Here is a 25,343-nt window from a genome sequence, read left to right on the forward strand (position 1 = left end):
TGGCTAATAATTGTAATGACTCAAGCTATCCATAATCCCATGGACGCACTTCCACACATCCGTGTTTTAGATGAGTGGCAAGATACGATTCCTGAAGATTTATATATACCGCCTGCAGCATTCGAAATTCTATTAGAACATTTCGAAGGACCACTCGACTTTTTAATTTACCTCATCCAAAAAAACGGTTTCGATCTACTTCAGCTCGATATAGCTCCGATTGCAACGCAATATTTGTCATATATTGACAGTATGAAGTCACTCAATATTGAGTTGACCGCAGATTATATGGTGATGGCGGCTTTATTAGCAGATTTAAAATCACGCTTACTGCTGCCTAAACCTAAATCAATTCAAATTGAAAAAGATCCAAAACAACAATTAATAGATCGTTTAGAGACATATTTAAGGATCAAGCAAGCTGCTGAGCGTCTCGGTCAAATGCCTATTTTGGACCGTGATACTTTTCTACCCAACGTTAGCCTTGGACAAATTAATACAGTAAATGAAGGTTATGAAGCCTCTCTTCTGCGCGATGCTATGTTTTGTATTTTTAATCGCCCAGAGCCTGTTACACACCAGATTACTCAAGAACCTGTTTTGCTTGAAGAACGTATTGCCTATATTGAACAGATGACAAAATCAGGTGAGGTTTTGAAATTTGATCAACTTTTAAAACCAAGTCAAGGTCGTATGGGGTTAGTGGTGACCTTTATGGCAATATTAGAGCTAACACGTCAGCAAAAAGTTCAAATTATTGCATCAGGTATTGAAGCCCCGCTGGCAATTCAAGGGGTGATGATATGACCATTGATCAATCAAACTCCTTTCAAGTTGATGAGTTACACCACGAAGTGCTCATGCAGCTCGAAGCAATTATTTTTGCCAGTGAAGCGCCTGTTTCTATTGCACGCTTGAAAGAGGCATTTCAAAACCAATTTTCCAAACAACAACTGCGCGCATATTTGCAACAGCTTGCAGTGTTACAACACGGTCGTTCAATTGAGCTGACTGAAACAGCTCAAGGTTTTCGCTTTCAAGTTCGTGCTAAGTATCGACAAGTGATTGCACAAACTTGGCCAGAACGTCCAACTAAATTATCACCATCATTGTTAGAAACTCTAGCAGTGATTGCTTATCATCAGCCCGTTACCCGAGCCGATATTGAGCAAATTCGAGGAGTCACGAATAACAGTCAGCAACTCAGAACGTTATTCGATTGGAACTGGATTAAAGAGTCTGGTTTCCGGGAACTTCCAGGAAGACCCGCGTTGTTGGTTACAACGCCACAATTTTTAAATGCTTTTGGTTTAAGTGATTTAAATCAACTGCCTCCCCTACAGGATGCCAAGGAAGCTTTTATGGCATTGGATGCTCACGCACCCAAGTCGTAAATAGGTGAACTGTTGATGATTATTTCTAAGGTTATGCTGTTATGAGTGAAAAATTGCAAAAGGTATTGGCACGTGTAGGTTTGGGCTCTCGCCGCTATATGGAAGAAGTCATTGCTGCCGGTCGTGTTAGTGTCAACGGTCAAGTTGCTCAAGTAGGTGAACGTATCGAACCAACCGATGAGCTTCGTATCGATGGTCGTAAAGTACAGTTCCAAATAGAAGATGAAATCCGTCGTCGTGTATTGATTTACTACAAACCTGAAGGTGAAATCTGTTCACGTAACGATCCTGAAAATCGCCCAACTGTATTTGATCAATTACCATCAATTCCGGGTGATCGTTGGGTCATGGTTGGTCGTTTAGATATCAACTCAACAGGATTATTACTTTTCACAAACGATGGCGAGCTTGCAAACCGCTTAATGCATCCATCTAGTGAAATTGAACGCGAATACGCTGTACGTGTGATGGGTGAAGTGACCCCTCAACTGAAAAAGAACATGACAGATGGTGTCATGCTCGATGATGGTCCAGCAAAATTTGAGTCATTCTCTGAAATTGGTGGTGAAGGGATTAACCGTTGGTATCAAGTGGTTGTAAAAGAAGGACGTAACCGTGAAGTACGCCGCATCTTTGAATCACAAGGCTTGAAAGTCAGCCGTCTATTACGTACACGTTATGGTACAGTCATTCTGCCACGTGAATTACGTACAGGTCGTTGGATTGAACTTGATAAAAATGACATTGATAACTTAACTAAGTCTGTTGAGCTCAAACCACGTCAAGGTACTGGTCTTTACGGTATGGCGAAACGCCGCAATGAACGTATGCAAGAGAAACCACTTGCAGCACGTCGTGGTGGTTATTTACGCCAACAACGCCGTGACGAAGGTGAGCATCAAGAACCACGCCGTGACTTCCGTCAAGGTGGTGCTGATCAAAGCCGCAGTGATAATCGATTTAACAATCGCGCACCGCGTCAAGAAGGCTCAGAAAACCGTTTCAATGCACGTGCGCCACGTCAAGAAGGCTTTGAGAATCGATTCAACAATCGTGCCCCTCGCACTGAAAATCAGGATTTCCGCAATAAGCGTCCTGAAAACAAAGGTGAAGTAAACGGCAATTCTGTTGATTACAAACCACGTAATGAAAATAAATTTGGTCAACGCAAACCTTTTGGTATTAACAAAGGCTTTAAGAAGTTCTAATTTTTTAAATCCCTAAAAAAACCGCTCAATAGAGCGGTTTTTTTCATTTATTCAATAAAAGGAATATCAATCCATTTAGCAGATGGAAAATGTTGCGATAAATACTTTTTTAAGTAGGCAGATGTATCACGTGAAATAAGCTCATCGTCAGATTCAGCATTCAAATTATATGCTAGAGCATATAACTCAAGCCCACGATGCTTCAGTGCCTCTAAGCTCAACAAAGTATGGTTGATGCTTCCCAAACGCCCCGAACTCACCAAAATTATGGGATATTTTTTATCCACTAAATAATCAATGGTTAAATATTGTGTTGTTAGAGGGACCATCAAGCCACCCGCCCCTTCAAGTAAAACAACTTCATATGAAGAGGACAACTGTTGAGTCGCTTGTTCAATTTTAGCGAAATCAATACTTCGCCCATCTATACGTGTCGCTAAGTGAGGCGATGCAGGATAACTGAAAATTTCAGGCATAGTGAGTTTTTGAGTATCTTCCTCTAACCAACCACATCCCATAATTTCACGATGTTTTTCAATATCTTCAGAAACATCCACATTACCCGTTTGAATTAATTTCTGAGTAATGACATTCCGCCCTTGTTCACGCCAAATTTTTGCCAAATAACCAGTGACGTATGTTTTTCCAATTCCAGTATCAATACCGCTCACAAAGTAGATTTGAGCACTCATGACTTACTCCGTGCGATAAAAAATATAGGGTGATACGTTAAAGGATATACAAGATTCTCTTGCTCATCAGTCGCAATAAATTGTCGGTAAGCTAGATAAAATTGATTCAAACTTTCCTTCGTCCAACGAAACCCCTGTGAGGTTGCCGTCACACCTGTGGCCTGTAAATGTTTTAGGACTAATTTTGGGTGCGCGAAGTGTAATTGAGCCAATTGTTGTTCACAGTGCATCACTTCAAAGCCGTTCTGCTCTAGTAAGCTTTTAATTTGGCTTTGATCAAAATATTTCAATCCTTGACCAGTTAAGGATTTAATTTCTTTTAAGTTCTGAGGCCCATAAGTTGAAAAGCAAAAAAAACCATTGGGCTTTAAAGCCGAATGAATTTTCTGTATCAATCTTTCAAACTCAGACATCCACTGTAATGCAGAGCTTGAGACACATAAATCAAGGTCTTTGGGCAACTCAATTTTTTCGACATCACCAATACGCCACTCGACAGGCTGATGATGACTAATGGTATGCTCAACATCAGCATATAAATCATTCAAAATGACTTGATCCATTTTAAAATGATTAAGCATCTCTTGAGTTAGATTTCCAGTTCCACATCCAATTTCAAATACTTTAGCAAGCTCAGAAGCTGAAACATAAAGACGCATCAGCTCGTTTAAATGCTTCGCTACATTTTGTTGAATACGTGCTTGATCTGCATAAGTCCAATGCGATTTTGCAAATCGAGTAGCAATCATTTCTTTTTGAATAAATTTGTTCAACATAGAGTCATTCATAATTGTTCTTTCAACCGCTCCAATTCATCTTGATTCAGCTGAGAATTCATACAAATTCTCAGGCGTGAACTTCCTTGTGGAACCGTTGGTGGCCGAACCGGCAAAATATAAAAACCAGATTGTTGTAATTGTTGTGCGCGCTCAAGTGCACGCTGAGAATCACCTAAAATTAAAGGAATAATCTGCGAGCTTGAAGGACATTCGTAACCTTGCTCAAGAATATATTGAAGCAGTTGCAGACTCAAATCACTTAAATGAGCACGTTGCTCCTGCATTTTTTTCATTTTATTCCAAATAAAATGCGTCCAAGCCATGTTGATGGGCGGTTGTGCGGTACTAAAAATCAACGAGCGCATTTTGTTGATTAAATAATCTTTTAAGATTGGATGACACACAATGTATCCACCAACAGATGCGAGTGCTTTCCCAAATGTTCCTACCAAGAAATCGATATCATCTATGACAGCATATTGTTCAGCGCAACCGAGTCCTTGCTTCCCCCGAACACCAATAGCATGTGCTTCATCAACATATAACATGATTTTACTGAACTGATATTTCAGACTCACCAATGCAGTTAAATCAGTTTCATCACCATCCATACTAAAAATTGATTCAGTTACCACAATGATTCTTTGATACAAGGGATCATCATGATATTGCTCGATCAATTGCTTTAAATGAAGCAGATCATTATGTCGATAACGTATCAGCTTCGCTTTACTTAAGCGAATCCCATCAATCATGCTGGCGTGAATCAATTTATCCGAAAGAATTAAAGTCTGACTATCAGCAATCGCAGGCAAAATACCAATATTCATGTGATAGCCACTGTTGAATAACAGGACTGCCCTTTGATTGAATGATTGACTCATGTCATATTCAAATTGCTCATATTCAGGATAATTTCCTGTGAGTAATCTTGAAGATGAAGAGCTCATTCTTTTTGAATCTACTGAACAATGATCAAAAAAAGCTTCTCTTATTTGTAGATCTGATGCAATTCCTAAATAATCATTACTCGAAAGATTCAACATTCTCTGTTGCTGAAACTCAACCCATTTTCCATACTGAACGATGGATTTAAACTGCCGAAAATTTCCAGTTTGTTTTAATGAGTCTAACTGCTCTGCGTAGTGATCCAACAGATTCATCTCATTTCCTCTGCAAGCTCCATCACAACACTCACCAACTGCGTTAGTAATTCAGTGAGTTCGACATCTGAAATCACAAAAGGCGGCATGACATAAACTAATTTTCCAAAAGGACGAATCCACACGCCTCGTTCTACGAAACGCTGTTGCAGCGTTTTCATATCAACATTTTGTTTAAGTTCAACAACACCGATAGCACCGAGCACACGGACATCTTGAATATGTGCTTGATCATCTAATCTATGTAAATAATTTTTTAGAACTTGCTCTATTCTTTGAATATTGGACTGCCAATCTTGTGACAATAAAAGCTCAGTACTCTTTAAGGCGACAGCACAAGCCAAGGGATTCGCCATAAATGTAGGTCCATGCATAAATACGCCAGCTTCACCAGAGCTGATCACTTCAGCGACATGTCGCGTGGTCAGTGTTGCAGATAAAGTCATATACCCACCGGTCAGCGCCTTACCAATACACATGATGTCTGGTTCAACTTGAGCGTGTTCCCAAGCAAATAATTTACCTGTTCGTCCAAACCCCGTGGCAATTTCATCAAATATCATTAACACCTGATATTGATCGCATAGCCTCTTGGCTTCGCGTAAATATTCAGGATGATAGAAACGCATGCCTCCAGCACCTTGCACAATCGGCTCAATAATCATGGCAGCGATAGTGGCATGATGGTTTTTTAAAGTTTCTGCCAATACAAGAGTATCTGCTGGATTCCAATCTTCATCAAATCGAGTCTGCGGTGCAGGAACAAAATAACGAGAAGGCAAGCTAGAACCAAAGACCTGATGCATCCCTGTGACGGGATCACAAACTGACATTGCATTCCATGTATCACCATGATAACCAGAACGCGTCGTGATAAAACTGGTTTTATCTTTCTTATCTTGTGCGGTCCAATATTGAACTGCCATTTTCAATGCGACTTCAACGGCGACAGAACCTGAGTCCGCATAGAATATTTTATCTAATTGAGGTGGTGTAATTTTTAATAATGCCTTCCCTAATTCAATCGCAGGATCATGAGTAAGCCCACCAAACATAATGTGTGACATGTGCTGCAATTGATCCGACACAGCTTGATTAAGTTGAGGATGGTTATATCCGTGAATGGCACACCACCAAGATGACATACCATCAATGAGTTGACGGCCATCTTCAAGTTCAATCATCACCCCTGTAGCCTTTTTTACTTTATATGTCGGCAGTGGGTTTAACATCGAAGTATAAGGGTGCCATAAGTGTGCTAAATCGAATTCGTCAACCATCCTGGAAGAATTTCCTTATTAATCTAAACAGAGCATAACGCGAATTATTTTTGTTATGAATTGCCTGATTAGACAATATTCATCAGGATTTCTCATTCTTTCTTAGATATTGAACGATTTTGTCACTTAGTTGTGTAGCTCTAAAAATTGAAAAGCAGTGAGAGCCTGGGATAATTTCGAATTTAAAAAACTTTGCATCTATCTTTCGGATATTATCTAGAACTTTGTTACTAACTAATCCATCATCATCAGCAAATACATGTAATTGTTTTCCGACATAATTTTTCAATATCTCGACAGTATTAAGATGATATAGTAAATCCAAGCCCTGCTTTTTTAAATCTAGCTCTTCACTCGTAATTGAATTTTGCAAAGATTGCCAATCTTGCTTAGCAGTTTGGCTTCCCTGTGAGACCAGATAACAAAATCGCTTTAAAGTGGTCATGGGATCATTTTCAAAAGACTCTCTAAAACTTTGAAAAGTAGAAACCGGCATACCTGTACACCAGCGTTCATTGGCAACGAAGCAAGGATTCGATGCTAAAGTAATTAACGTTTTTGCCTGACCTGAAAGCTCGAAAACCTTTTGGGTGAGCAACGTTGCTAATTGTCCGCCTAAAGACCACCCCATAATGACATCGACTTTTTTGGCTAACTCTACATGTTTAGATAATTCCACAGGGTCGAGTGCATTAAAGATATTAATCAGATCGATTTGAAATCCTGCCATATCCAAAGCAGTTTTTAAATTTTCTAGTGGTTTTGTTCCAAGTCCCCAACCGGTAATTAATAAGATTTTACTCATGATTGCCAATCCTTAGCTGATCGTTTTCGGTCAGTATATAAAGCCAAGCACAATAACTCATTGAGCAAATCATTCAATTTCACTTTGATTTTTAGATAATTATTAAAAATGAGCCAATTCAGGCAAAACTGAGGTATAAAAAAACCCAGCCTTGCTGGGTTTTAACTTACATTTGAGACTGAATATAGTTTTGTAAACCAATTAGTTCAATTAAGCGAAGCTGTTTTTCCAACCAATAGGTATGATCTTCTTCGGTATCCGACATTTGTTGACGCAACATATCACGTGTCACGTAATCGCTTTTTTCCTCACAAAGCTTTACACCTTGCGCTAATTTTTCACGCACTTCGTACTCAAGCTTTAAATCGGCTTTTAAACATGAAACAACGTCTTCACCTACTTCAATATCATCACGACTCATATTCGGTGTGCCTTCCAAGAATAAGACACGGCGAATAATAGCATCAGCATGTTGTGCTTCTTCTTGCATTTCGTGATCGATACGCTCAAAAATCTTAGTGAGACCCCAATCTTCATACATACGTGAATGAATGAGATATTGATCACGAGCAGCCAGTTCACCACCGATCAACATATTTAAGTAATCTACGACTTCTGGATTGCCACGCATTTCAATCACTCCATTCTTTAATAGCAACATTATGAACAATCAGAGCTTATTTTGCAAAAAATATAATGTGTAAGTTTATGATTTTTATATAATTAAAATGAGAAACATACGCATTTGCAGTTTGAATCACTTATTTTTTACTTAAAAAATAACCCCTTGCATACAGTTAAAAAAATTCGAGAGCAGTTTTAAACAAATTTTAGCTCTATTTAATTTTGTAACCAATCGAAGTGACTCTCATTACATTTGAGTTGATGTTGAAAATGATCAAGGACAAATCCTTTTTTTAATTTTAGAATGAATCTATTTGACCATCAGGCAATAACAATGATGACGACTACTGCTCCGATTTTGGTGACAGGTGCAACTGGCTATATTGCTGGTTGGGTAATTAAACAATTATTAGAACAAGGATACACAGTTCACGCCACTGTACGAGACTTAACTAAAAGTTCAAGTTTTCAACATTTAGAACAAATCGCATCTCAAACTTCAGGCGCTTTAAAGTTATTTCAAGCAAATCTCTTAGAAGAAGGTTCGTTTGATGAAGCAATGAAAGACTGTGAAATTGTGATCCATATGGCGTCACCTTTTTTAGTGACTAACTTTAAAGATCCAATCACAGACTTGATTGACCCTGCACTAAAAGGTACGACCAATGTACTGAACAGTGTCAATCGTACAGATACAGTAAAACGTGTCGTTGTCACATCTAGTATTGCTTCAACTTATGGCGATGCAGTGGATATTTTGAAAACTGAGCAGAACCAGTTTGAAGAAAGCCATTGGAATACCACCAGTAGTGCCGAACACCAACCTTATTTTTACTCTAAAGTCGCAGCAGAACGCAAAGCATGGGATATGCAAAAGGCACAATCTCGATGGAATTTAGTGTGTATCAATCCCTCATTGGTTGTTGGACCATCACTCACACCTTCTACACAATCTGGAAGTGTTGAAGTCATTCAACAATTTGGAAATGGCATGACATTATTTGGTGTTCCTCCAATGTGGAATGGTTTAGTCGATGTTCGAGATGTCGCTCATGCGCATATCCAAGCAGCACATCACCCTAAAGCACATGGACGATATATTATTAATGCTAAAACGATGACCCTACTCGAAATGGGTAAAACATTACGACAACATTATGGTGGACGCTATCCTTTCCCACGAATGATTGCTCCCAAGTTTTTATTCAAATTACTCGCTCCTCTGTTTGGCTATACGCGAAAATTCGTTGACTTGAATGTGGGTTACCCCATTTACTTCAATGCTGAGCGTAGTAAGCAAGAATTAGGCATGCAATATCGTGACGTTGAGACAAGTATCGTAGAACATTTTCAACAGCTACTTGACGATGGCATTATCAAAAAACGTGGTTAATATCTAATTACTCGAGAAAAAAGGGCATCTATTGATGCCCTTCGTTATGTGCAAGATACACTTAAGACTCAGGTTCAGTGAGCTGACCATGCTGAATCATAAATGCAATAAACTCAGCCTCATTCATCACCGGAATACCTAGTTTTTCTGCTTTTTCAAGTTTGGAACCCGCCTTTTCACCAGCAACCAAGCTTTTCGTTTTACTGGATACACTACCACTCACACGTGCACCTAATGCCTGTAAGAGTTGAGTCGCTTCATCTCGCCCCATACTGCTTAAAGTACCAGTCACCACCCAGCTCTCACCATTTAAAGGTTGTCGAGTCGGTGCTATCGGTGCATCCCAATGAATTCCAGCCTCAATTAATCGATTTAATACTTCAATATTATGTTCAGCTTTAAAAAAGTCTAATATCCATTCTGCAGTAATATCACCTACATCAGGGGTTTTCTTCAGTGCTTCTAAATCAGCAGATTTCAGCGCATCTAAAGTCTGGAAAGTATTGGCTAACATTCGAGCCGTAGTCTCGCCTACTCCTCGAATGCCTAGTGCGTAAATAAATGCCGCTAATGTTGTTTTTTTACTACTTTCAATTGAGTCGATGAGTTTTTGTACAGATTTCTCACCCATTTTTTCAATAGTCAATAATTTTTCACGATGCTCGTGCAAGTGATAAATGTCTGCAACATCTTTAAGGAGTTCAAGATGTAATAAAGACTCAACCCAACGATCACCCAAACCTTCGATGTCCATTGCTTTACGTGATACAAAATGACGGATCGCCTCTATACGCTGTGCCGCACAATAAAGCCCACCAGAACATCGTGCTAAAGCTTCGCCTTCAGGCATCACAACTGGAGAAGCACATACAGGACATTGTTCTGGCAATTGAATTTCAGTGGTTTCTAGAGGTCGAAATTCTGGCCAAACCTTTTCAACTTTAGGAATAACATCTCCGCTACGATAGACACTCACCGTATCTCCAACGCGCACGTCCAAGCGATGTATTTCACCAATATTATGTAAAGTCACGTTTGATACTGTGACTCCGCCAACCGATACAGGATTTAATCGCGCTACAGGCGTTAAAGTACCTGTACGCCCTACCTGCCAATCAATATTTTCAACTGTGGTTAGCGCAGCCACTGCAGGAAACTTATATGCTGTTGCCCATCGAGGTTCACGACTTAAAAAGCCTAATTGTTGTTGTTGCTTCAAATCATTGACTTTGATGACCATCCCGTCAATTTCAACTGACAGGTTTGGACGCTCCTGATTTACAGATTCATAAGCCGCTTGAACCTCTTCAATACTGTCACAAACAAAATGTTTTTCCCCAACAGCAAAGCCCAACTGTTCAAGCCAATTTAAGCTCTCTGACATCGTGCTCAGACCATGATGTGGCATGCATTGCGCAATTCCATAAGCATAGAATGCAAGTGGTCGTGATGCTGCTATGGTCGGATCAAGTTGACGCAAACTCCCTGCTGCTGCATTTCTTGGGTTAGCAAAAGTTTTCTCACCTTTGGCCTCATTTTCAGCATTTAACTTTACAAATCCAGCTTTAGGCATTAGTACTTCGCCACGAACTTCTAACAACGCTGGTGGTACACCTTGAGACATCATGAGTACTTTAGGCAAATTACGAATTGTTTTTACATTTTGGGTTATGACTTCTCCTGTTTCACCATCCCCACGTGTAACCGCTCGAATCAACACACCATGTTCATACCATAGTGAGATCGCAAGCCCATCAAATTTAAGTTCGACGTCGTATTGGATTTTCTGGTTAGGTAAACGCTCTTCAATTCTGCGTGCAAAGGCAAAAAGTTCATCCTGATTAAACACATTACCCAAAGACAACATTGGAACAGTATGTGTAATATTTTCAAACTTAGATAAAGGTTTATCACCGACTTTATTGGTCGGTGTATCCGTCTGTACTAAATCAGGATTTTGTTCTTCTAAGTTTTTTAGTTGATAAAACAATTGATCATATTCACTGTCTTCAATTGTCGGCTGATCCATCACATAATAAGCATGGTTATGCCGAGCCAATAATTGAATGAGTTGGCGCATTTGCGCAACGACAGCGTTCTGATCCATATTTTCACCATATAAAAGGGCGGAAAATTCCGCCCAATAATTTCAACCTAAACAGTATAAATGACTTTACACAAATTCAGTAAGTCACCTAGGTGATTAAACAGCTTGACCTGATCTATAGTCGATCGCTTTATGGCGCCAGTGTTCTTTTAACTGCGGTGTAAATTCAAGATTATTTTCATCATAAACGGTACCATCTGTTTCACGTGCAATAAGCCCTGCAATACTAACCATACTGTCATAGCCTTTTTGAACATTATGATGCGGTAATGCTAAGAAGAATGCTAAACCTTGAACTTGTTCACCAGATAATGTTTCTAAATCGAAACCTGCAGGACCCTGATCTGTGATTCTGAGTACGGAAAACAGCAATGGGCTGACTGCATCAGGAGTTTCATAACGATGGAAACAGTTCATTTCGCCAAAGCGCAATCCATATTTCATTAACACTTTCAAAGCTTTATCACCAGAAAGTGCTTTTCGAGGGTTCGGATACATATTCAAACTAATAATGTATTCGGCATTTGCTAAAGCACTTTCATCATCAAAACGTTGCTGTTCATGTAAATGCACATCCAAGATGCTGCTTTCTTCTTCAAATTCTTTGATTTCAGCAGTTTGAATATTAGGATTTAATACAAAACTTGGCTCAACTTTTTTCGAGTCTTCAATTGTAGTTTCTACGATTGAATCTTTGGAAATAAGATCTGCACTTTGAGTGTCTGTTACACCATCAATCGACTGAGCTTTACTCTCGACTGTTTCTGTATTTTTTTCTAGTGGGTCAGTCTCAGTGCTGTCCGAGTTTTTACTGGAGTCGAGCAGAGATTTACTTTCTTTCTCTGCAAGGTCTACCGAAGTATTCAGTTGCACTGTATCTACCACTTCTACAGTTTTTTGAATATTTTCAGGCGTCTTTGTAGCATGCTGATCAGCTGTTTGATCCACTCGAGCCACTTCACTCGCTTCAATGTCTTTCAAACTTGGTTCTACGCGCTCAGAAGAAGCCAATGGAGCGGCTTGCGCCTGTAAAAGACTACGAACATGACGCGGAATGACGGGTTGATTACATTGTTCATTTATATGTAATTCAGCATCTAATGACGGTGCTGCATCACTCGGCTTGCGCAGGATCATAAACAACCCTATGCAACAGATCACGATTGCGATCACAATTCCGATAATGGTACTGATTTCCATATTAAGACTCCGCAGCTAAACCGTATTCTTTCGCTTCTTCTAGATCAACAGTGACTAACTTCGATGTTCCTGGCTCAGGCATTGTTACACCAAGTAAGTCAGTAGCCATCGTCATCGCAACTTTATTGTGTGTAATGTAAATGAATTGGACCTGTTCAGAAAGCTCTTTTACTAAATTACAAAAACGTCCAACATTTGCATCATCTAACGGTGCATCAACCTCATCCAATACACAAAATGGTGCTGGATTCAGTCGAAATATAGCAAAAACTAATGCTAGTGCTGTTAGTGCTTTTTCACCGCCTGATAACAATGCTAAAGAGCTATTTCGCTTTCCTGGTGGTCGAGCCATTAGCTTTACACCAGATTGCCAATCATCTTCTAAACTTAAACTTGCTTCACCACCATTAAACACCTTTGGGAATAAGTTTTGCAATTCCGCATTTACTTGATTAAAGGTAGTCATGAATAGCTTTTTAGTTTCTTGATCAATGCTTTTCATCGCATCTTTTAATTGTGCGACTGTTTTTTCAAGATCTTCAATTTGATGGCTTAAATCTTCATAGCGCTTTGATACTTCTTCATACTCTTCTGAAGCTGCTAAGTTCACAGCGCCTATTTTGTCAAACTGACGCTGTGCTTGCTCTAACTGCTGTTGGTGCTGACTCAGATCGATTTGCATATTTTCTAATAATTCAGCATTAAGCTCTTTTAATTGTTCAGCATAATGTTGTAAATCAGATTTAGTCACTTGCCATGCTAAACGCTTCTCTTCTAACTGGGTTCTAAAGTGCTCATCACTTTGCTGATGATTTAATCGTAGCTCCGTCAATTTTTGTTGCTTAGACTGTATTTCATTAAGTTCGACTTGCCATGAGGACCAAGTCTTTTGTAACTTTTCAGTCTGCTGCTTTTGAACCTCATATTGGCTTTGCAAAGTGGGTAATTCTAATTGAATCGGATCCACGAAATTTTTAGCTTGTGTAATTTGAGTGATGATCTGCTGATATTGCGTTTTTAGAAAACTTGCATCTTTTTCCAACAGCTCAATTTGTTGCTGATTTTGCGTATGAGTACGGCGGTTTGTTTCTAACTCTTGTTGTTTTTTGTAGACTAAGTCCTGAAGATGCTCAACCTGATCATTCAATTCTTCAACTTGAAACTCTAAGGTTTTGTAGTGTGGAAGATTGTGTTCAATTTTAAGCATCAATGCATGTAAATCGATTTCCAAATCATCTTTTTGCATCGCATCTTCTTCAAGCTGCGCATCAAGTTGAGCAATTTGTGACTCAATGTGTAGATTTTGCGACTCGAAAGCCTGCTGAGCCATTTGCTGTTTTGCAATCTTCACTTCAACTTGGTGAGCAAGGGCTTGATGATTTTTTAACGCTTTTTGCAACTCCGTACATTCACTATTTTTTTGTTCAAGCTTTAATTGCATCTCTGCGAGTTCGAGCGTCATTGACTCATGCGCTTTCACCATTTGTGTCAACTCTGAATCAATTTCATCTAATCGAATTCGGTGGCTAAGTGCTCCTTGAGCATCTTGACTCGACTCATCAAAGTACAGACCAATCATCCAGTCAGGACCAATATGATAGCCATCCAAACTTAAAATAGACTCACCTGGTTTTAATTGAGGCTGTAATTGAAGCGCCTGCTCAAAATCTTGAGCTATCGCAACGTTTAACCATAATGAGTTTTGGGGGAAATCAATCCAGCTCGCTAATGTGGGTAAACCAAGTACAGTCCCAGATACATCTTGCTGAATAACTTTTAATTGACGGGCAGATTCGGTCTGAAATAAATCTTCACTCTTTAACGTATTCGCATGCAGCCACTTTGACAGAAATTTTTCGACCAATGCTGCAAACGGTTTCGCCTGATCTTTTAGCTTCAAAATTTGCATTAAAGGGTCATTGCTCTTCGATGCATGTCGACTGACTTTCACCACAAGCTGTTGTAATTGTTTTTGTTCAGATTTCAAAATCTGGATGTGTGAATTCAAATCTGTGCATTTACTTTTTTGCTCAGTCAATGAGATTTGATCACGTTTCAATTGAGTTTCTAATGTCGTAATTCTTTCTTCTAGACGAACGATTTCAATCTGTACATCATGTTTTTCATGCAGGAGATTGTCAATATCATCCTGTTCATACTGTGCTTGATTTTGAGATTTTTGTTCGAGCAAAGTTTGTTTTTGCTGCTCAATTCGAAGCACATTTTTAGCCAATTGATCACTCTGCGCCAACATTTGTGCACGTTGCTGTTGTTGCTTTTCAACCAATGCTTTTATTTCAGAAAATGATTTTTGCGCTTCAAGTTGCTTTGCCTTCAGCTCATTGAATTGTTGTAAATCAAGCTGTGCATTTGATTCAGTATCACTCAATGTTGTTGCTTGATGTTCTTGCTGGAGGATCAAATCTTCCAACTGAATATCAATCAGTTGCATCCGCTCTTTGGTTTGTATTTTTTGCTCTTCAAGCTGCTTTAAAGTTAAAGTATTTTGAGCAAACAATTGCTGTTTTTGATCCAAATTGGCTTGTAATTCAGCCAGCTTTTTTTCAGCTTGTTGCCATTCTTGCTGAAGTGGTGTGGATTGTTGCATTAATCGCTGAAATAACTCATTTGTTGCTGTTAAATCATGCTCAACAGTGGTGAGTTCAGAACGAACAAGCTTAAATTGCTCACCCAATTCAGTCATTTCAGTTGTATATTCTTGTTGAATTCGTTCACTTTGATGGCATTGAAATGAAAGTATCTCAACTTTCAAAGTTCGAATTTCAGTCTCTAAGGCTTTATATTGAAGTGCAGCTTCTGCTTGACGCTTTAGTGTCTTTAATTGGGATTTTAATTCAACAGCAATGTCATTTAGACGACTTAAATTTTGATGAGTATGTTCTAAATGTTGCATCGTCTCACGACGACGTGCTTGATAACGTGATACTCCAGCAGCTTCTTCGATATAAACGCGCATTTCATCTGGTTTTGCATCGACCAAACGGTTAATCATGCCTTGTTCAATAATCGCATACGAACGAGGACCTAAGCCTGTTCCTAAAAAAATATCTGTAATATCACGGCGGCGGCATTTTGTACCATTAAGAAAATATTCAGATTTACCATCGCGATTGACTTGGCGACGTACCGCCAACTCACTATAAGCGTTATAGGCTCCACCTAGTTTTCCATAGGTGTTTTCGAAGCGTAATTCTACACTCGCCATTCCCACTGGTTTACGCTTTGCTGTCCCAGTAAAAATGACATCCTGCATACTTCCACCACGTAACTGGCGTGCGCTTGACTCTCCCATCACCCATCGGATTGCATCGATGACGTTGGATTTACCACAACCATTTGGTCCCACGACTGCGGTACGGTTGGCTTTAAATTGTAAGGTGCTGCTATCCGCAAAAGATTTAAAGCCAGAGAGTTTTAAGCTGCTTAATCGCATAGTGTCCTGATTATCTGCGCGATCTCCGCGCCCAAGCTAGTTCAATTTGTTTCATTCGTGTCAGTGACTCTAACACTAGATTGCGCAAGTGTCGGCAAAAATCTTCCATAAATAAAGTAGCTTGTTGTGATTTTCGGATCAAAATTGCATCGATCACAAGCTTAATTAATTCAAGTGCTTCTTGAAGCTCTCTACGCGAAGTATTTAAGGTTAAAAAATAACTACGACGTATAGATGGCAACAGTTCGCGATAAAACTTCATTAAGTATGGGTTGGCTACCATATCTTGTTGCTTAGCTAAAAATTGAAATACACCATCGTAAAATTTTTCAGTATTACTTTGTTTAACTTGTTCAATTAAATATTGCATAAGTTGCTGAAGCGCCTCAGCTTCATGATTACGCCAAGTTTCACTCATACGCTGGACGATCTGCCCTAACATAAGTGCACTCGTATCAAATAAAGCTCGCACTTGTTGAGCAGACATTTCTGACACAATTGCGCCGCGTCTTGGATAAATTTCAATTAAATGCGTGCGTTCAAGTAATAACAAAGCTTCACGTACAGAACCTCGACTCACGTCTAATTCTTTAGCGATACGCAATTCTTGTATACGTTCACCTTCGACCAATTCGCCACTAATAATCTGTTCACTTATATGTCTGGCTATTTGCTCTGAAAGGCTGTCCACTTCTTCCAATTGCATAATATTCCTATTTATTTTTTTACTCATACTTCATCAAGCATGATGCTATTTTATTGTTTTTATACCAATAGCATCATGCTGACTATGTCTTTGTCTGACAATTTATCAAATTTTTAAGTCAATACACATCATTATTTTCGAGAATTATTTGGCATATTTTTCTCAAAATACGCCTTGATAAATAAAATAAATCCCTACAGTTGTAAGCAAAGCTGCAAAACATTTTTTCAACATCGCTGCTGACAGTTTATGTGCAACTTTTGCTCCTACTTTTGCGGTGATAAAACTCATTACACTAATGCCAATGAATGCATAAACATGAACATATCCAATGGCATTTTCGATTTCAGCAGATGCTTTTTGTCCGTAGAACATAAATCCAAATGCACCTGCTAAAGCAATCGGCAGTCCACATGCAGCAGATGTTGCAACAGCTTTTTGCATCACCACCCCATGATGATTTAAATAAGGTACGGTTAAACTTCCTCCACCGATCCCAAAAATTGCTGAAGCCACCCCAATTCCACTTCCCGCAGCCAATTGAGCAGGTACAGAAGGTAGTTGCTTAGATTGATCGACCACCACATTAGCACCACGGAACATACGGTATGCAACCCAAATTGCGAAACAACCGATAATCAATTGCAGCATTGGTCCAGAGATAATACTGGCCAATCCAGCACCAAAAAATGAACCCAGTACCAAACCTGGCGCTAAATTTTTAAATACTGACCATAGCACTGCACCTTTTTTATGATGTGCCATAACTGAGCTAATCGATGTGACCACAATCGTAGCTAATGATGTTCCAAGCGCCATGTGCATAATGACAGTTGGGTCATAACCCATTTGGGTAAATACAATAAATAAAATGGGTACGATGATTAATCCACCGCCCACGCCAAACAACCCTGCAGTAAAACCAGCGATTGCACCAATAGCTAAATATATGATTAACTCCATAAATCTTTTACTCTTCTCAGATTCAACATGGATTTAGAGACTCGCCACCTCAGTCAGCTTTTAACTGAAGCTCAACAACTTCCAGAAGTTTTACTGTTAAAACAGAGCACCACTTCAACCAATGATGAAGTACGCGCACTCATCAAAAAAGGTGTACAGGGTATTCTTGTATGCAGTGAGACTCAAACTCAGGGACGTGGACAACATCAACGACAATGGGTTTCCCCAGTCGGGAATATTTATTTAAGCACATTGCTAGAAACCAAAACACCCTTAGATGGTCGACTATCCCTTGAGATTGCACTCAATATTTTGCAAATTCCTTCATTTAAGTCATTGGATCATTTACAAATCAAATGGCCAAATGACCTTTATAGTGCGCAAGGCAAATGGGGTGGCATTTTGGTAGAGCCTGTAACCCCACATCAGGCGATTGTTGGTGTTGGTATTAATTTATTGCCTGTTTCTGATGCAGCAATCGAACAGCAAACCACATCAATCATGCAATTGGGTTTAGCTCATCCAAATCGAATTAAGATTATTTCAGAGCTTTATCTCGCAATCATGCAAGCTGGACAATGGTTTGAGCATGGAAGTTATAACCTCTCGGGACGTTTCAATCACTATGCTGCTTTTATGAATCAGACTGTAGAGTTTGAGCAAGTGAATAAAACAGTACAAGGTATCTTTAAAGGTATTGGAGATGATGGTCGAATTAATATTTTGACTGAACAAGGTTTAATCGGTTTGTATCAAGGGCGTTTACGCTTAAAAAAATAAAGAAAAGATAGGTCAGCGAATACATGATGAAACGTCTTTGGTTAGATATAGGCAATACGCGTTTAAAATATTGGATCACGGAAGGTGAGCAAATCTTGGAGCATGTGGCGGAGCTTCATCTACAATCTCCTGCGGACTTAATGTTGGGTCTCATCCAACACTTTAAATCTCAAAACCTATCAGAAGTCGGTATCTCATCTGTTCAAGACAAGAAAAATAACGATCGTATACTCAAAATTTTAAAACTGCTGGATATCCCAATTGTCGTTGCTAAAGTTCATCAAGAATATGCAGGACTCCAATGTGGATATACAGAACCGAATCAATTGGGTATCGATCGTTGGCTACAAGTTCTAGCGGTCGTCACCGATCCTCAAGAGAAATATTGCGTGATCAGTTGTGGAACGGCCTTAACAATTGATTTAGCAGATGGATTTACACATTTAGGGGGATATATCGTACCTAATCTCTATCTACAACGAGACTCACTTATTCAAAATACCAAAGGGATCAAAATCCCTGATGCTGCATTTGATGAGTTAAGTCCTGGGCAAAATACAATGGATGCTGTTCATCATGGTATTTTATTGGGATTGGTCAGTATGATCGAAAAAGTTTTAACAACATCTCCAAGAAAATTAATCCTTACAGGTGGAGATGCAGCACTTTTTGCTCAATATTTACAATCTTATGACCCGAAAATTGAAACCGATTTATTATTAAAAGGCTTACAACGCTATCTTGCTGTCACGCAACAAAAAACATAACTTGGTCATCAGGTCTGCTGAACTGAGTGTCTCTTAAAACAAAAAATTATTCACTCAGTGTCAGTACACACATCCAAAATACAAAAAAACAGGCTGAACAACATGAATAACAGGACGTTAAACGTTTGGAATATCGCGAAGAAACTGCCCTTTGGGAAAATACTTTTCAATCAAGTGATCCAACTCAAAGCACCTTATTTCAAGTCGATTCGCACGAAAATTATTGAATTGAGACCAGATTTTTGTCAGGTCCAGATGTCTAAAGAAAAAAGGGTTTTAAATCACCTCGATACTGTACATGCGATCGCATTGTGTAATTTGGCAGAGCTTACTGGTGGTCTAATGACAGAAGTCACTCTTCCACCAAGTCATCGATGGATACCCGACGGTATGCAAGTCAACTATATTAAAAAAGCAACGACCGATTTAACAGCAGTTGCTTATCCTCTGACGCCAATTCAAGCGGGGCAATCCATACCAAATAGATTTGTAGCGTGTGTCGAAGTTCATGATCAAAACCAAGCGCTTGTCTTTAGAGCAGAAATCAATATGTGGGTGACATCACGTTAAACACGTCAGTGAGAGCTTATAGCTTCTGAATTAATCTCGAATAATCTCAGCCCAGACCTCAGGCAATGCCGTACAACCTTCTGAATCAATAAAATGGCCTTGATGTTCAGCAGCAACGACATGTGCATCAATACTTTCAGCTTGCTGGAAACTAAATTTAGGCAGAACGCGCTCATCACCTTCAGAATAAATGACCACGCGATCATGAACTTGGTCACGAATGAGTTGAAAATCTATATCAGCAGCATCAATAAATGGATTGACTTGCTCAAGCCGCCCTAAACGTCCATTGAAACCAGCGACTAGAATTAATTTTTTGATTTTTTGGTTTAAAAGCACTTGGCTTAAGTAATGTAAAGTTGCAATACACCCGAGACTGTGAGCAACAAAAATTGTTTGATCATCAATTTGAGCTATTTGCTCTTTCATTTGTTGTTCCCACGTTCCTAATTGTGGCGTCTCAGAAGGATCTAATCTCAATACTTTTAATGGAATACCATACTGATCAGCTTGTTGTTGTATCCATGGAAACCAATTTTCTTCAGGGCTTGCCGTATATCCATGCACAACATAAACCTGTGTCATTTTCTTGCACTCTTGACTCTATTCTCAACATCATGAATTGATTATTTTTTAAACTAAATAGTAAGTTTGCAAAATTATGTAGCATGAAAAAAGGCGCCAAAGCGCCTTTTTAAATTATGGGAGTTATTTTGGATCTTTGCCACCAAATAACGGACCAACGCCACCGCCGCCACCAAATTTCTTTTGCATACCGCTTAATGATTTCATCATTTTCGCCATACCCGATGGATTCGCAAATTTTTTCATCATTTTTGCCATTTGGGCATGTTGTTTGATCAGCTTATTGACTTCAGCAACATCCATACCACAACCTGCTGCGATACGTTTTTTACGGCTTGGATTCATCAAGTCAGGATTGCGACGCTCTTTGATGGTCATCGATTGAATAATCGCTTCCATTTTCTTCACCTGCTTTTCAGGATTTGCTTGAGCAATCGCATCCTGAATTCCTGAGTTACTCATGCCAGGCAACTTGTCTAAGAAGCCCATCATACCGCCCATTTTATTCATTTGTTCAAACTGCATCAGCATATCTTCAAAGTTGAAGCTACCGCCTTTTTGCAGTTTTTTCGCCATTTTTTCAGCTTTTTCTTTGTCGACTTTACGTTCAAGCTCTTCAACCAAAGAAAGAACATCACCCATACCTAAGATACGTTGTGCTACACGCTCAGGATGGAATGGTTCAAGGGCATCGAGTTTCTCCCCCATCCCCAAGAATTTAATAGGCTTACCAGTAATTGCACGAACAGAAAGTGCTGCACCACCACGCGCATCACCATCAGTTTTTGTAAGAATCACACCGGTTAAAGGCAATGCATCATTGAATGCTTTTGCTGTATTTGCAGCATCCTGACCGGTCATTGCATCTACAACGAACAGTGTTTCTGTAGGATTAATCGCTGCATGCAATTCTTTAATTTCGCCCATCATATCGTCATCGATATGTAAACGACCTGCAGTATCGACAATCAATACATCCGCAAATTGAATTTTGGCTTGTTCAATTGCTCGGTTTGCAATCGTAATTGGCTTTTCATCAGCACTTGATTCAAAGAAAATCGCGCCGACTTCATCTGCTACAGTTTGGAGTTGCTTAATCGCTGCAGGACGATAGACGTCGGCAGAAACCATTGCGACTTTTTTCTTTTGTCGCTCTTGTAAAAAACGAGCTAATTTTGCAGCAGTCGTCGTTTTACCTGCACCTTGTAAACCAGCCAATAAAACAACAACGGGAGGCTTTGCAGCAAGATCAAGACTTTCATTTGCCTCACCCATCATTTTGGTGAGTTCATCATGAACAATTTTGACGAATGCTTGGCCTGGAGATAACTGTGACATCACCTCTTGACCTAATGCCTCTTCCTTAACTTTCGCGATAAATTCACGAGTTACAGGAAGTGCAACATCGGCTTCAAGAAGTGCCATACGCACTTCACGTAACGTATCTTTAATATTGTCTTCGGTCAGTTGCCCAGAGCCAGTAACATTTCTTAAACTCTGCGTGAGTCGTTCTGTTAAGGTATCAAACATTGCAAAATCCGCTTAAAATGGTTGTTGCAAAAAAATCTTTCTTAAAATAGAAAATTTATGCATAAGATGCTATAGGATACTGTAGTTCGTTTGGAATTTATATCTTATTAGATGAATATTCAGCATCCATAAAAAGGTTTGACATGATTAGCCTCCCTTTGGTTTACACAATTTTAGCATTGATCGCCTATACCACTGCCTTTTGGTATTTATTTACCCATTTAATGACTAAACGTGTCCCTAATCATTGGTTTATCAGTCTCGTAGCTGGATTAGGCTTGATCTTGCATGCTGTCGTCTTATTGATAGATATGAAAACGCCTTTCGGCATTAACTATAACGTTTTTAATCTCCTTTCATTTACTTCAGCACTCATGCTGTTATTGAGCCTGCTTTATAGCACTTATCGACCTGTACTTGCGCTAAATCTGATTGGAATACCAGTAGCTGCATTGGGTTTAATTTTAGGCTATTCCCTGAGCCAGCCTATACTTACACTTAAACAGAACACGTTTGGACTTGATGTCCATATTATTTTGTCACTCTCAGCTTATGCAGTGCTATTAATGGCAACAATTCACGCAGTTTTGTTGTGGTTACAAGATCGTGAGTTAAAAAACAAACAGAAACATCGTGTTTGGGTAAATCTATTACCCTCCTATCAAGCAATGGAATCTTTGTTATTCGATATGCTTGTTACAGGTTTCATTTTATTAAGTACTGCACTTATCTTCGGCTTTTTTACGATTGATGATTTTTTTGCACAGCATTTGGCACATAAAACAGCGTTTAGTATTGTCTCTTGGTTTGTTTACGGTGCACTTTTATTTGGACATTATCGTTTTGGTTGGCGCGGTCAAAAAGCGAGACGCTTTACCATTATTGGTTTTATTTTACTTGCAATAGGCTTTATTGGATCAAAATTTGTATTAGAAATGATTCTAGGAAAATAATAATTGTGTGATTTAGATCACAATAAATAATAATAATTAAATAAATATCACATCATATTAAATTTTATATATTTTAAATACATTTAAAATATAGGTAAATAAATTTTAAGTATAAATAAAATATTAACATAAAAATATTAATAAAAATCAATTACTTAATATAAAAAAAACCACATTAAACCTTTATGATGCTTTAATAAATAATAGTTAATATTATTTGAATTATCTAATTAATTAATATTAATAATCTGTTCATCGCTTAATACCCCCCATTAATCTCCTATAAGTTGTTATTATTTAGGTTAGTAACTAATGTTACAGTTAGTAAATGGATATTTTTGATGATTATTTTGGGGTATGTATGAAATTGCAAAAAGGTTTTACCTTAATCGAATTAATGATCGTCATCATTATTGTTGCAATCTTGGCCGCAATTGCAGTACCTAGTTATCAAAACTACGTCACCAAAGCAAAAATCAAAGAAGCTCAATCAAATTTAATCGCACTTTCATTAGGTGCTGAAAATGCATATCAAAGAACACTAAACTACCCTAAAGAAACCTTATCAAATACCAATGCAGTAAAAACTAAATTTACAACTTGGAATCCAAGTTCTGATTCATTTAATTTTACGTACACTTCATCAGATGGTGTGAATTATGCGGTTCAGGCAATAGGAACTGAAGCAAGAGTTTTAGGTTGTACATTAACACTCAAAAATGATGGAACTCGTACCGTGGTCGGTTGTGGTTCATATACTGACTGGGTGAAATAATATGCAAAATACTGGTTATAGAAAACAACTTGGTTTCACGCTGATCGAACTAATGATTACGATCGTTGTACTGGCTATTTTGTTATTTGTAGGTACTTCTTTAACCAGAGCTTGGGTAGATCAAAGTCATGTTGATGGAGCGCTAGCAGGTATTAAAAATGCGACTTATCAAGCCCGTTCTGCAGCAATTCGAAACACGAATAATCAAGAGTCTTCACTTGCAGCAGCATCTGTTTGTATAGATAAAACCCATCAAGAAATTAGAGTGATTCGAGTTGCTAAGGACAATACTGATGCGTGTTCAACAAGTGACGGCAACTCGCCTGACCAAAACTATATCCTTCAAAAAATCCCCTATGCATCGAATGTATTTTTCAAAGTAAATAATACAGAGTTTTATTGTCTATCTTTTAACTCGAATGGGATGTTGGTTGCTGCAAGTTCAGCATCAGCAACGTGCAATTCAAATTTAAATTTAACCGTTACAGTTGAGAAGAATAATGAATCAGCAAACATTCAAATCAACTAATCAACGTGGTTTCACATTGTTGGAGTCTCTTGTTGGTTTACTTATATTCTCGATTATTGTTTTTGGTAGCGGTTTAGCAATCAGCAAAATGTTGAACACGCAACGATATATGAACATTGACAATATAGTGATAAACGAACTGCAAAATCGCTTACAAACCATCACTATATCTACTGATTCAACTGATGTTTGTGCTTCATTCAATAACCAATCTACCGAAAGTAAATCGTTCACATTAAATGGTAATACCTACTACATTTATTGCAATTTGAATTCTGAAAATATTAGTGAAACGAGCGGTGTCGCAGGTACAAAAATTACATGGCCTGTATTAGCTGCGAGTACAAATCAATCTAATGCCAAGACCTGCGCTGAAGACAGTATGGAAGGCTTAGATTGTTATCGAGTCGGGAGATAAATCATGAGTCAAAAAGGATTTACGCTCGTTGAGTTGATGGTTGGATTAGTCATTGCAATGTTATGCATGCTAATGATGCTCATGCTTTTTAAACAGACGACTCAAATTGGTATTAGTTCTTCTCGTGATTCGGAATACGATGCTCAAATACGAACAGCATTATCAGTTGCACAGAAGCTCGTTCAAAATGCAGGCTATGGTTCAGGAAAAACATCAGATATTGCTGTAGGAGTGGACACTCAAAATTTACCTGCTGTTTTCTGGCGAATGAATCCAGATCCTGTAACAAGCTTAATGTCTGCAAATACAACGATTAATTACAACTGTGAAGCATTAACTCAAGAAAAAGAAGGTGATACATATCGCTTAATCTTTCTTAAAAAGAATAACTGTGGGTCTGAAGCAGTATTAAATATAGAAACTTTTAGCCAACCTGATGAAAAACAGCATATTGTTTCCTTTAAGACCTTAGAAACAGGCACCGTTTTTAACTTTGTATTAACACCGGGAAATTGTACACCTTTTGGAATTGATAAAAACAACTCCAAAGGTACGCGCCAACTGACGATTACTGCTAATCGTCAATACGCAGATGAAATGCAAAATTCAAACATTGGTCAAACAGTGAGTAATACCGTTTGTCTTAATAACATTGTTAACCTTTAAGA

The 25,343-nt window shown here is 38.6% G+C and carries 25 protein-coding genes; 12 read left to right on the top strand and 13 right to left on the bottom strand.

Annotated elements, in window-relative coordinates:
- Positions 1–15: 15 nt before the first annotated feature.
- Genes AC1M85_RS11665 through rluB form a run of 3 tightly spaced genes read left to right on the top strand, consistent with a single transcriptional unit; the run spans position 16 to position 2,602 of the window.
- Complete coding sequence (locus tag AC1M85_RS11665) at positions 16–807, top strand: segregation and condensation protein A (protein ID WP_488213117.1); 792 nt, start codon at positions 16–18, stop codon at positions 805–807.
- Positions 804–1,394 (top strand): SMC-Scp complex subunit ScpB, encoded by a 591-nt coding sequence (gene scpB / locus AC1M85_RS11670; protein ID WP_035269219.1) that lies wholly within the window; start codon positions 804–806, stop codon positions 1,392–1,394. The genes AC1M85_RS11665 and scpB overlap by 4 nt, the downstream gene beginning before the upstream one ends.
- Before the next feature lie 41 nt (positions 1,395–1,435).
- On the top strand, positions 1,436–2,602 hold the full coding sequence (gene rluB / locus AC1M85_RS11675) for a 23S rRNA pseudouridine(2605) synthase RluB (protein WP_081403293.1): 1,167 nt from the start codon (positions 1,436–1,438) through the stop codon (positions 2,600–2,602).
- 47 nt (positions 2,603–2,649) lie between these two features.
- Here the strand turns inward: rluB and bioD are convergent, their stop codons facing one another.
- The 6 genes from bioD to ftn form a co-directional block, all read right to left on the bottom strand.
- Positions 2,650–3,294, bottom strand: coding sequence for a dethiobiotin synthase (bioD, locus tag AC1M85_RS11680; RefSeq protein WP_092767451.1), 645 nt, complete (start codon positions 3,292–3,294; stop codon positions 2,650–2,652).
- Positions 3,291–4,070 (bottom strand): malonyl-ACP O-methyltransferase BioC, encoded by a 780-nt coding sequence (gene bioC, locus AC1M85_RS11685; protein WP_488213118.1) that lies wholly within the window; start codon positions 4,068–4,070, stop codon positions 3,291–3,293. The genes bioD and bioC overlap by 4 nt, the downstream gene beginning before the upstream one ends.
- 8 nt (positions 4,071–4,078) lie before the next feature.
- On the bottom strand, positions 4,079–5,236 hold the full coding sequence (locus tag AC1M85_RS11690) for an 8-amino-7-oxononanoate synthase (RefSeq protein WP_488213119.1): 1,158 nt from the start codon (positions 5,234–5,236) through the stop codon (positions 4,079–4,081).
- Entirely contained in the window at positions 5,233–6,516 is a 1,284-nt protein-coding gene (bioA, locus tag AC1M85_RS11695; RefSeq protein WP_488213120.1) for an adenosylmethionine--8-amino-7-oxononanoate transaminase, read from the bottom strand. The genes AC1M85_RS11690 and bioA overlap by 4 nt, the downstream gene beginning before the upstream one ends.
- Before the next feature lie 82 nt (positions 6,517–6,598).
- Entirely contained in the window at positions 6,599–7,321 is a 723-nt protein-coding gene (locus AC1M85_RS11700) for an alpha/beta hydrolase family protein (protein WP_481587224.1), read from the bottom strand.
- A gap of 166 nt (positions 7,322–7,487) precedes the next feature.
- Positions 7,488–7,952, bottom strand: a complete 465-nt coding sequence (gene ftn / locus AC1M85_RS11705) for a heteropolymeric bacterioferritin subunit Ftn (protein WP_488213121.1) — start codon at positions 7,950–7,952, stop codon at positions 7,488–7,490.
- A 321-nt stretch (positions 7,953–8,273) separates the two neighbouring features.
- Between ftn and AC1M85_RS11710 the strand changes: the two genes are divergently transcribed.
- Positions 8,274–9,338: an NAD-dependent epimerase/dehydratase family protein gene (locus tag AC1M85_RS11710; protein WP_481589273.1), complete on the top strand. Its 1,065-nt coding sequence runs from the start codon at positions 8,274–8,276 to the stop codon at positions 9,336–9,338.
- Positions 9,339–9,399: 61 nt separating this feature from the next.
- On the opposite strand, the gene ligA is transcribed toward AC1M85_RS11710, so the two are convergent.
- From ligA to AC1M85_RS11735, 5 genes are all read right to left on the bottom strand, one after another.
- Positions 9,400–11,445, bottom strand: coding sequence for an NAD-dependent DNA ligase LigA (ligA, locus tag AC1M85_RS11715; protein ID WP_488213122.1), 2,046 nt, complete (start codon positions 11,443–11,445; stop codon positions 9,400–9,402).
- 96 nt (positions 11,446–11,541) lie between these two features.
- Complete coding sequence (locus AC1M85_RS11720; protein ID WP_488213123.1) at positions 11,542–12,645, bottom strand: cell division protein ZipA C-terminal FtsZ-binding domain-containing protein; 1,104 nt, start codon at positions 12,643–12,645, stop codon at positions 11,542–11,544.
- A gap of 1 nt (position 12,646) precedes the next feature.
- Entirely contained in the window at positions 12,647–16,099 is a 3,453-nt protein-coding gene (gene smc / locus AC1M85_RS11725) for a chromosome segregation protein SMC (RefSeq protein WP_488213124.1), read from the bottom strand.
- Positions 16,100–16,109: 10 nt separating this feature from the next.
- Entirely contained in the window at positions 16,110–16,805 is a 696-nt protein-coding gene (locus AC1M85_RS11730) for a GntR family transcriptional regulator (RefSeq protein WP_481587219.1), read from the bottom strand.
- 162 nt (positions 16,806–16,967) lie between these two features.
- Positions 16,968–17,768, bottom strand: a complete 801-nt coding sequence (locus tag AC1M85_RS11735) for a sulfite exporter TauE/SafE family protein (protein WP_488213125.1) — start codon at positions 17,766–17,768, stop codon at positions 16,968–16,970.
- 27 nt (positions 17,769–17,795) lie between these two features.
- Between AC1M85_RS11735 and AC1M85_RS11740 the strand changes: the two genes are divergently transcribed.
- From AC1M85_RS11740 to AC1M85_RS11750, 3 genes are all read left to right on the top strand, one after another.
- Complete coding sequence (locus AC1M85_RS11740; protein ID WP_092767469.1) at positions 17,796–18,548, top strand: biotin--[acetyl-CoA-carboxylase] ligase; 753 nt, start codon at positions 17,796–17,798, stop codon at positions 18,546–18,548.
- 26 nt (positions 18,549–18,574) lie between these two features.
- Positions 18,575–19,315, top strand: coding sequence for a type III pantothenate kinase (locus AC1M85_RS11745; RefSeq protein ID WP_035269271.1), 741 nt, complete (start codon positions 18,575–18,577; stop codon positions 19,313–19,315).
- A gap of 102 nt (positions 19,316–19,417) precedes the next feature.
- Positions 19,418–19,885 carry a hotdog fold domain-containing protein gene (locus AC1M85_RS11750; protein ID WP_488213126.1) on the top strand — a complete coding sequence of 156 codons (468 nt, stop codon included), beginning with the start codon at positions 19,418–19,420 and terminating at the stop codon, positions 19,883–19,885.
- 30 nt (positions 19,886–19,915) lie between these two features.
- Here AC1M85_RS11750 and AC1M85_RS11755 read toward each other — a convergent pair whose 3' ends face one another.
- On the bottom strand, positions 19,916–20,470 hold the full coding sequence (locus AC1M85_RS11755; RefSeq protein ID WP_488213127.1) for an RBBP9/YdeN family alpha/beta hydrolase: 555 nt from the start codon (positions 20,468–20,470) through the stop codon (positions 19,916–19,918).
- 123 nt (positions 20,471–20,593) lie between these two features.
- Positions 20,594–22,000, bottom strand: coding sequence for a signal recognition particle protein (ffh, locus tag AC1M85_RS11760; protein ID WP_488213128.1), 1,407 nt, complete (start codon positions 21,998–22,000; stop codon positions 20,594–20,596).
- A 143-nt stretch (positions 22,001–22,143) separates the two neighbouring features.
- Here ffh and AC1M85_RS11765 point away from each other — a divergent pair, with 143 nt between their 5' ends.
- From AC1M85_RS11765 to AC1M85_RS11785, 5 genes are all read left to right on the top strand, one after another.
- Entirely contained in the window at positions 22,144–22,953 is an 810-nt protein-coding gene (locus AC1M85_RS11765; protein WP_092767475.1) for a cytochrome C assembly family protein, read from the top strand.
- Positions 22,954–23,314: 361 nt separating this feature from the next.
- Positions 23,315–23,728, top strand: coding sequence for a type IV pilin protein (locus AC1M85_RS11770; protein ID WP_488213129.1), 414 nt, complete (start codon positions 23,315–23,317; stop codon positions 23,726–23,728).
- Position 23,729: 1 nt separating this feature from the next.
- Positions 23,730–24,257 (top strand): pilus assembly FimT family protein, encoded by a 528-nt coding sequence (locus AC1M85_RS11775; protein WP_092767479.1) that lies wholly within the window; start codon positions 23,730–23,732, stop codon positions 24,255–24,257.
- Positions 24,229–24,675: a PulJ/GspJ family protein gene (locus AC1M85_RS11780; RefSeq protein WP_092767481.1), complete on the top strand. Its 447-nt coding sequence runs from the start codon at positions 24,229–24,231 to the stop codon at positions 24,673–24,675. The genes AC1M85_RS11775 and AC1M85_RS11780 overlap by 29 nt, the downstream gene beginning before the upstream one ends.
- 3 nt (positions 24,676–24,678) lie before the next feature.
- Positions 24,679–25,341, top strand: a complete 663-nt coding sequence (locus AC1M85_RS11785) for a PilW family protein (RefSeq protein WP_092767483.1) — start codon at positions 24,679–24,681, stop codon at positions 25,339–25,341.
- Positions 25,342–25,343: the final 2 nt, after the last annotated feature.

Source organism: Acinetobacter sp. 24-47-64, from assembly GCF_057737055.1.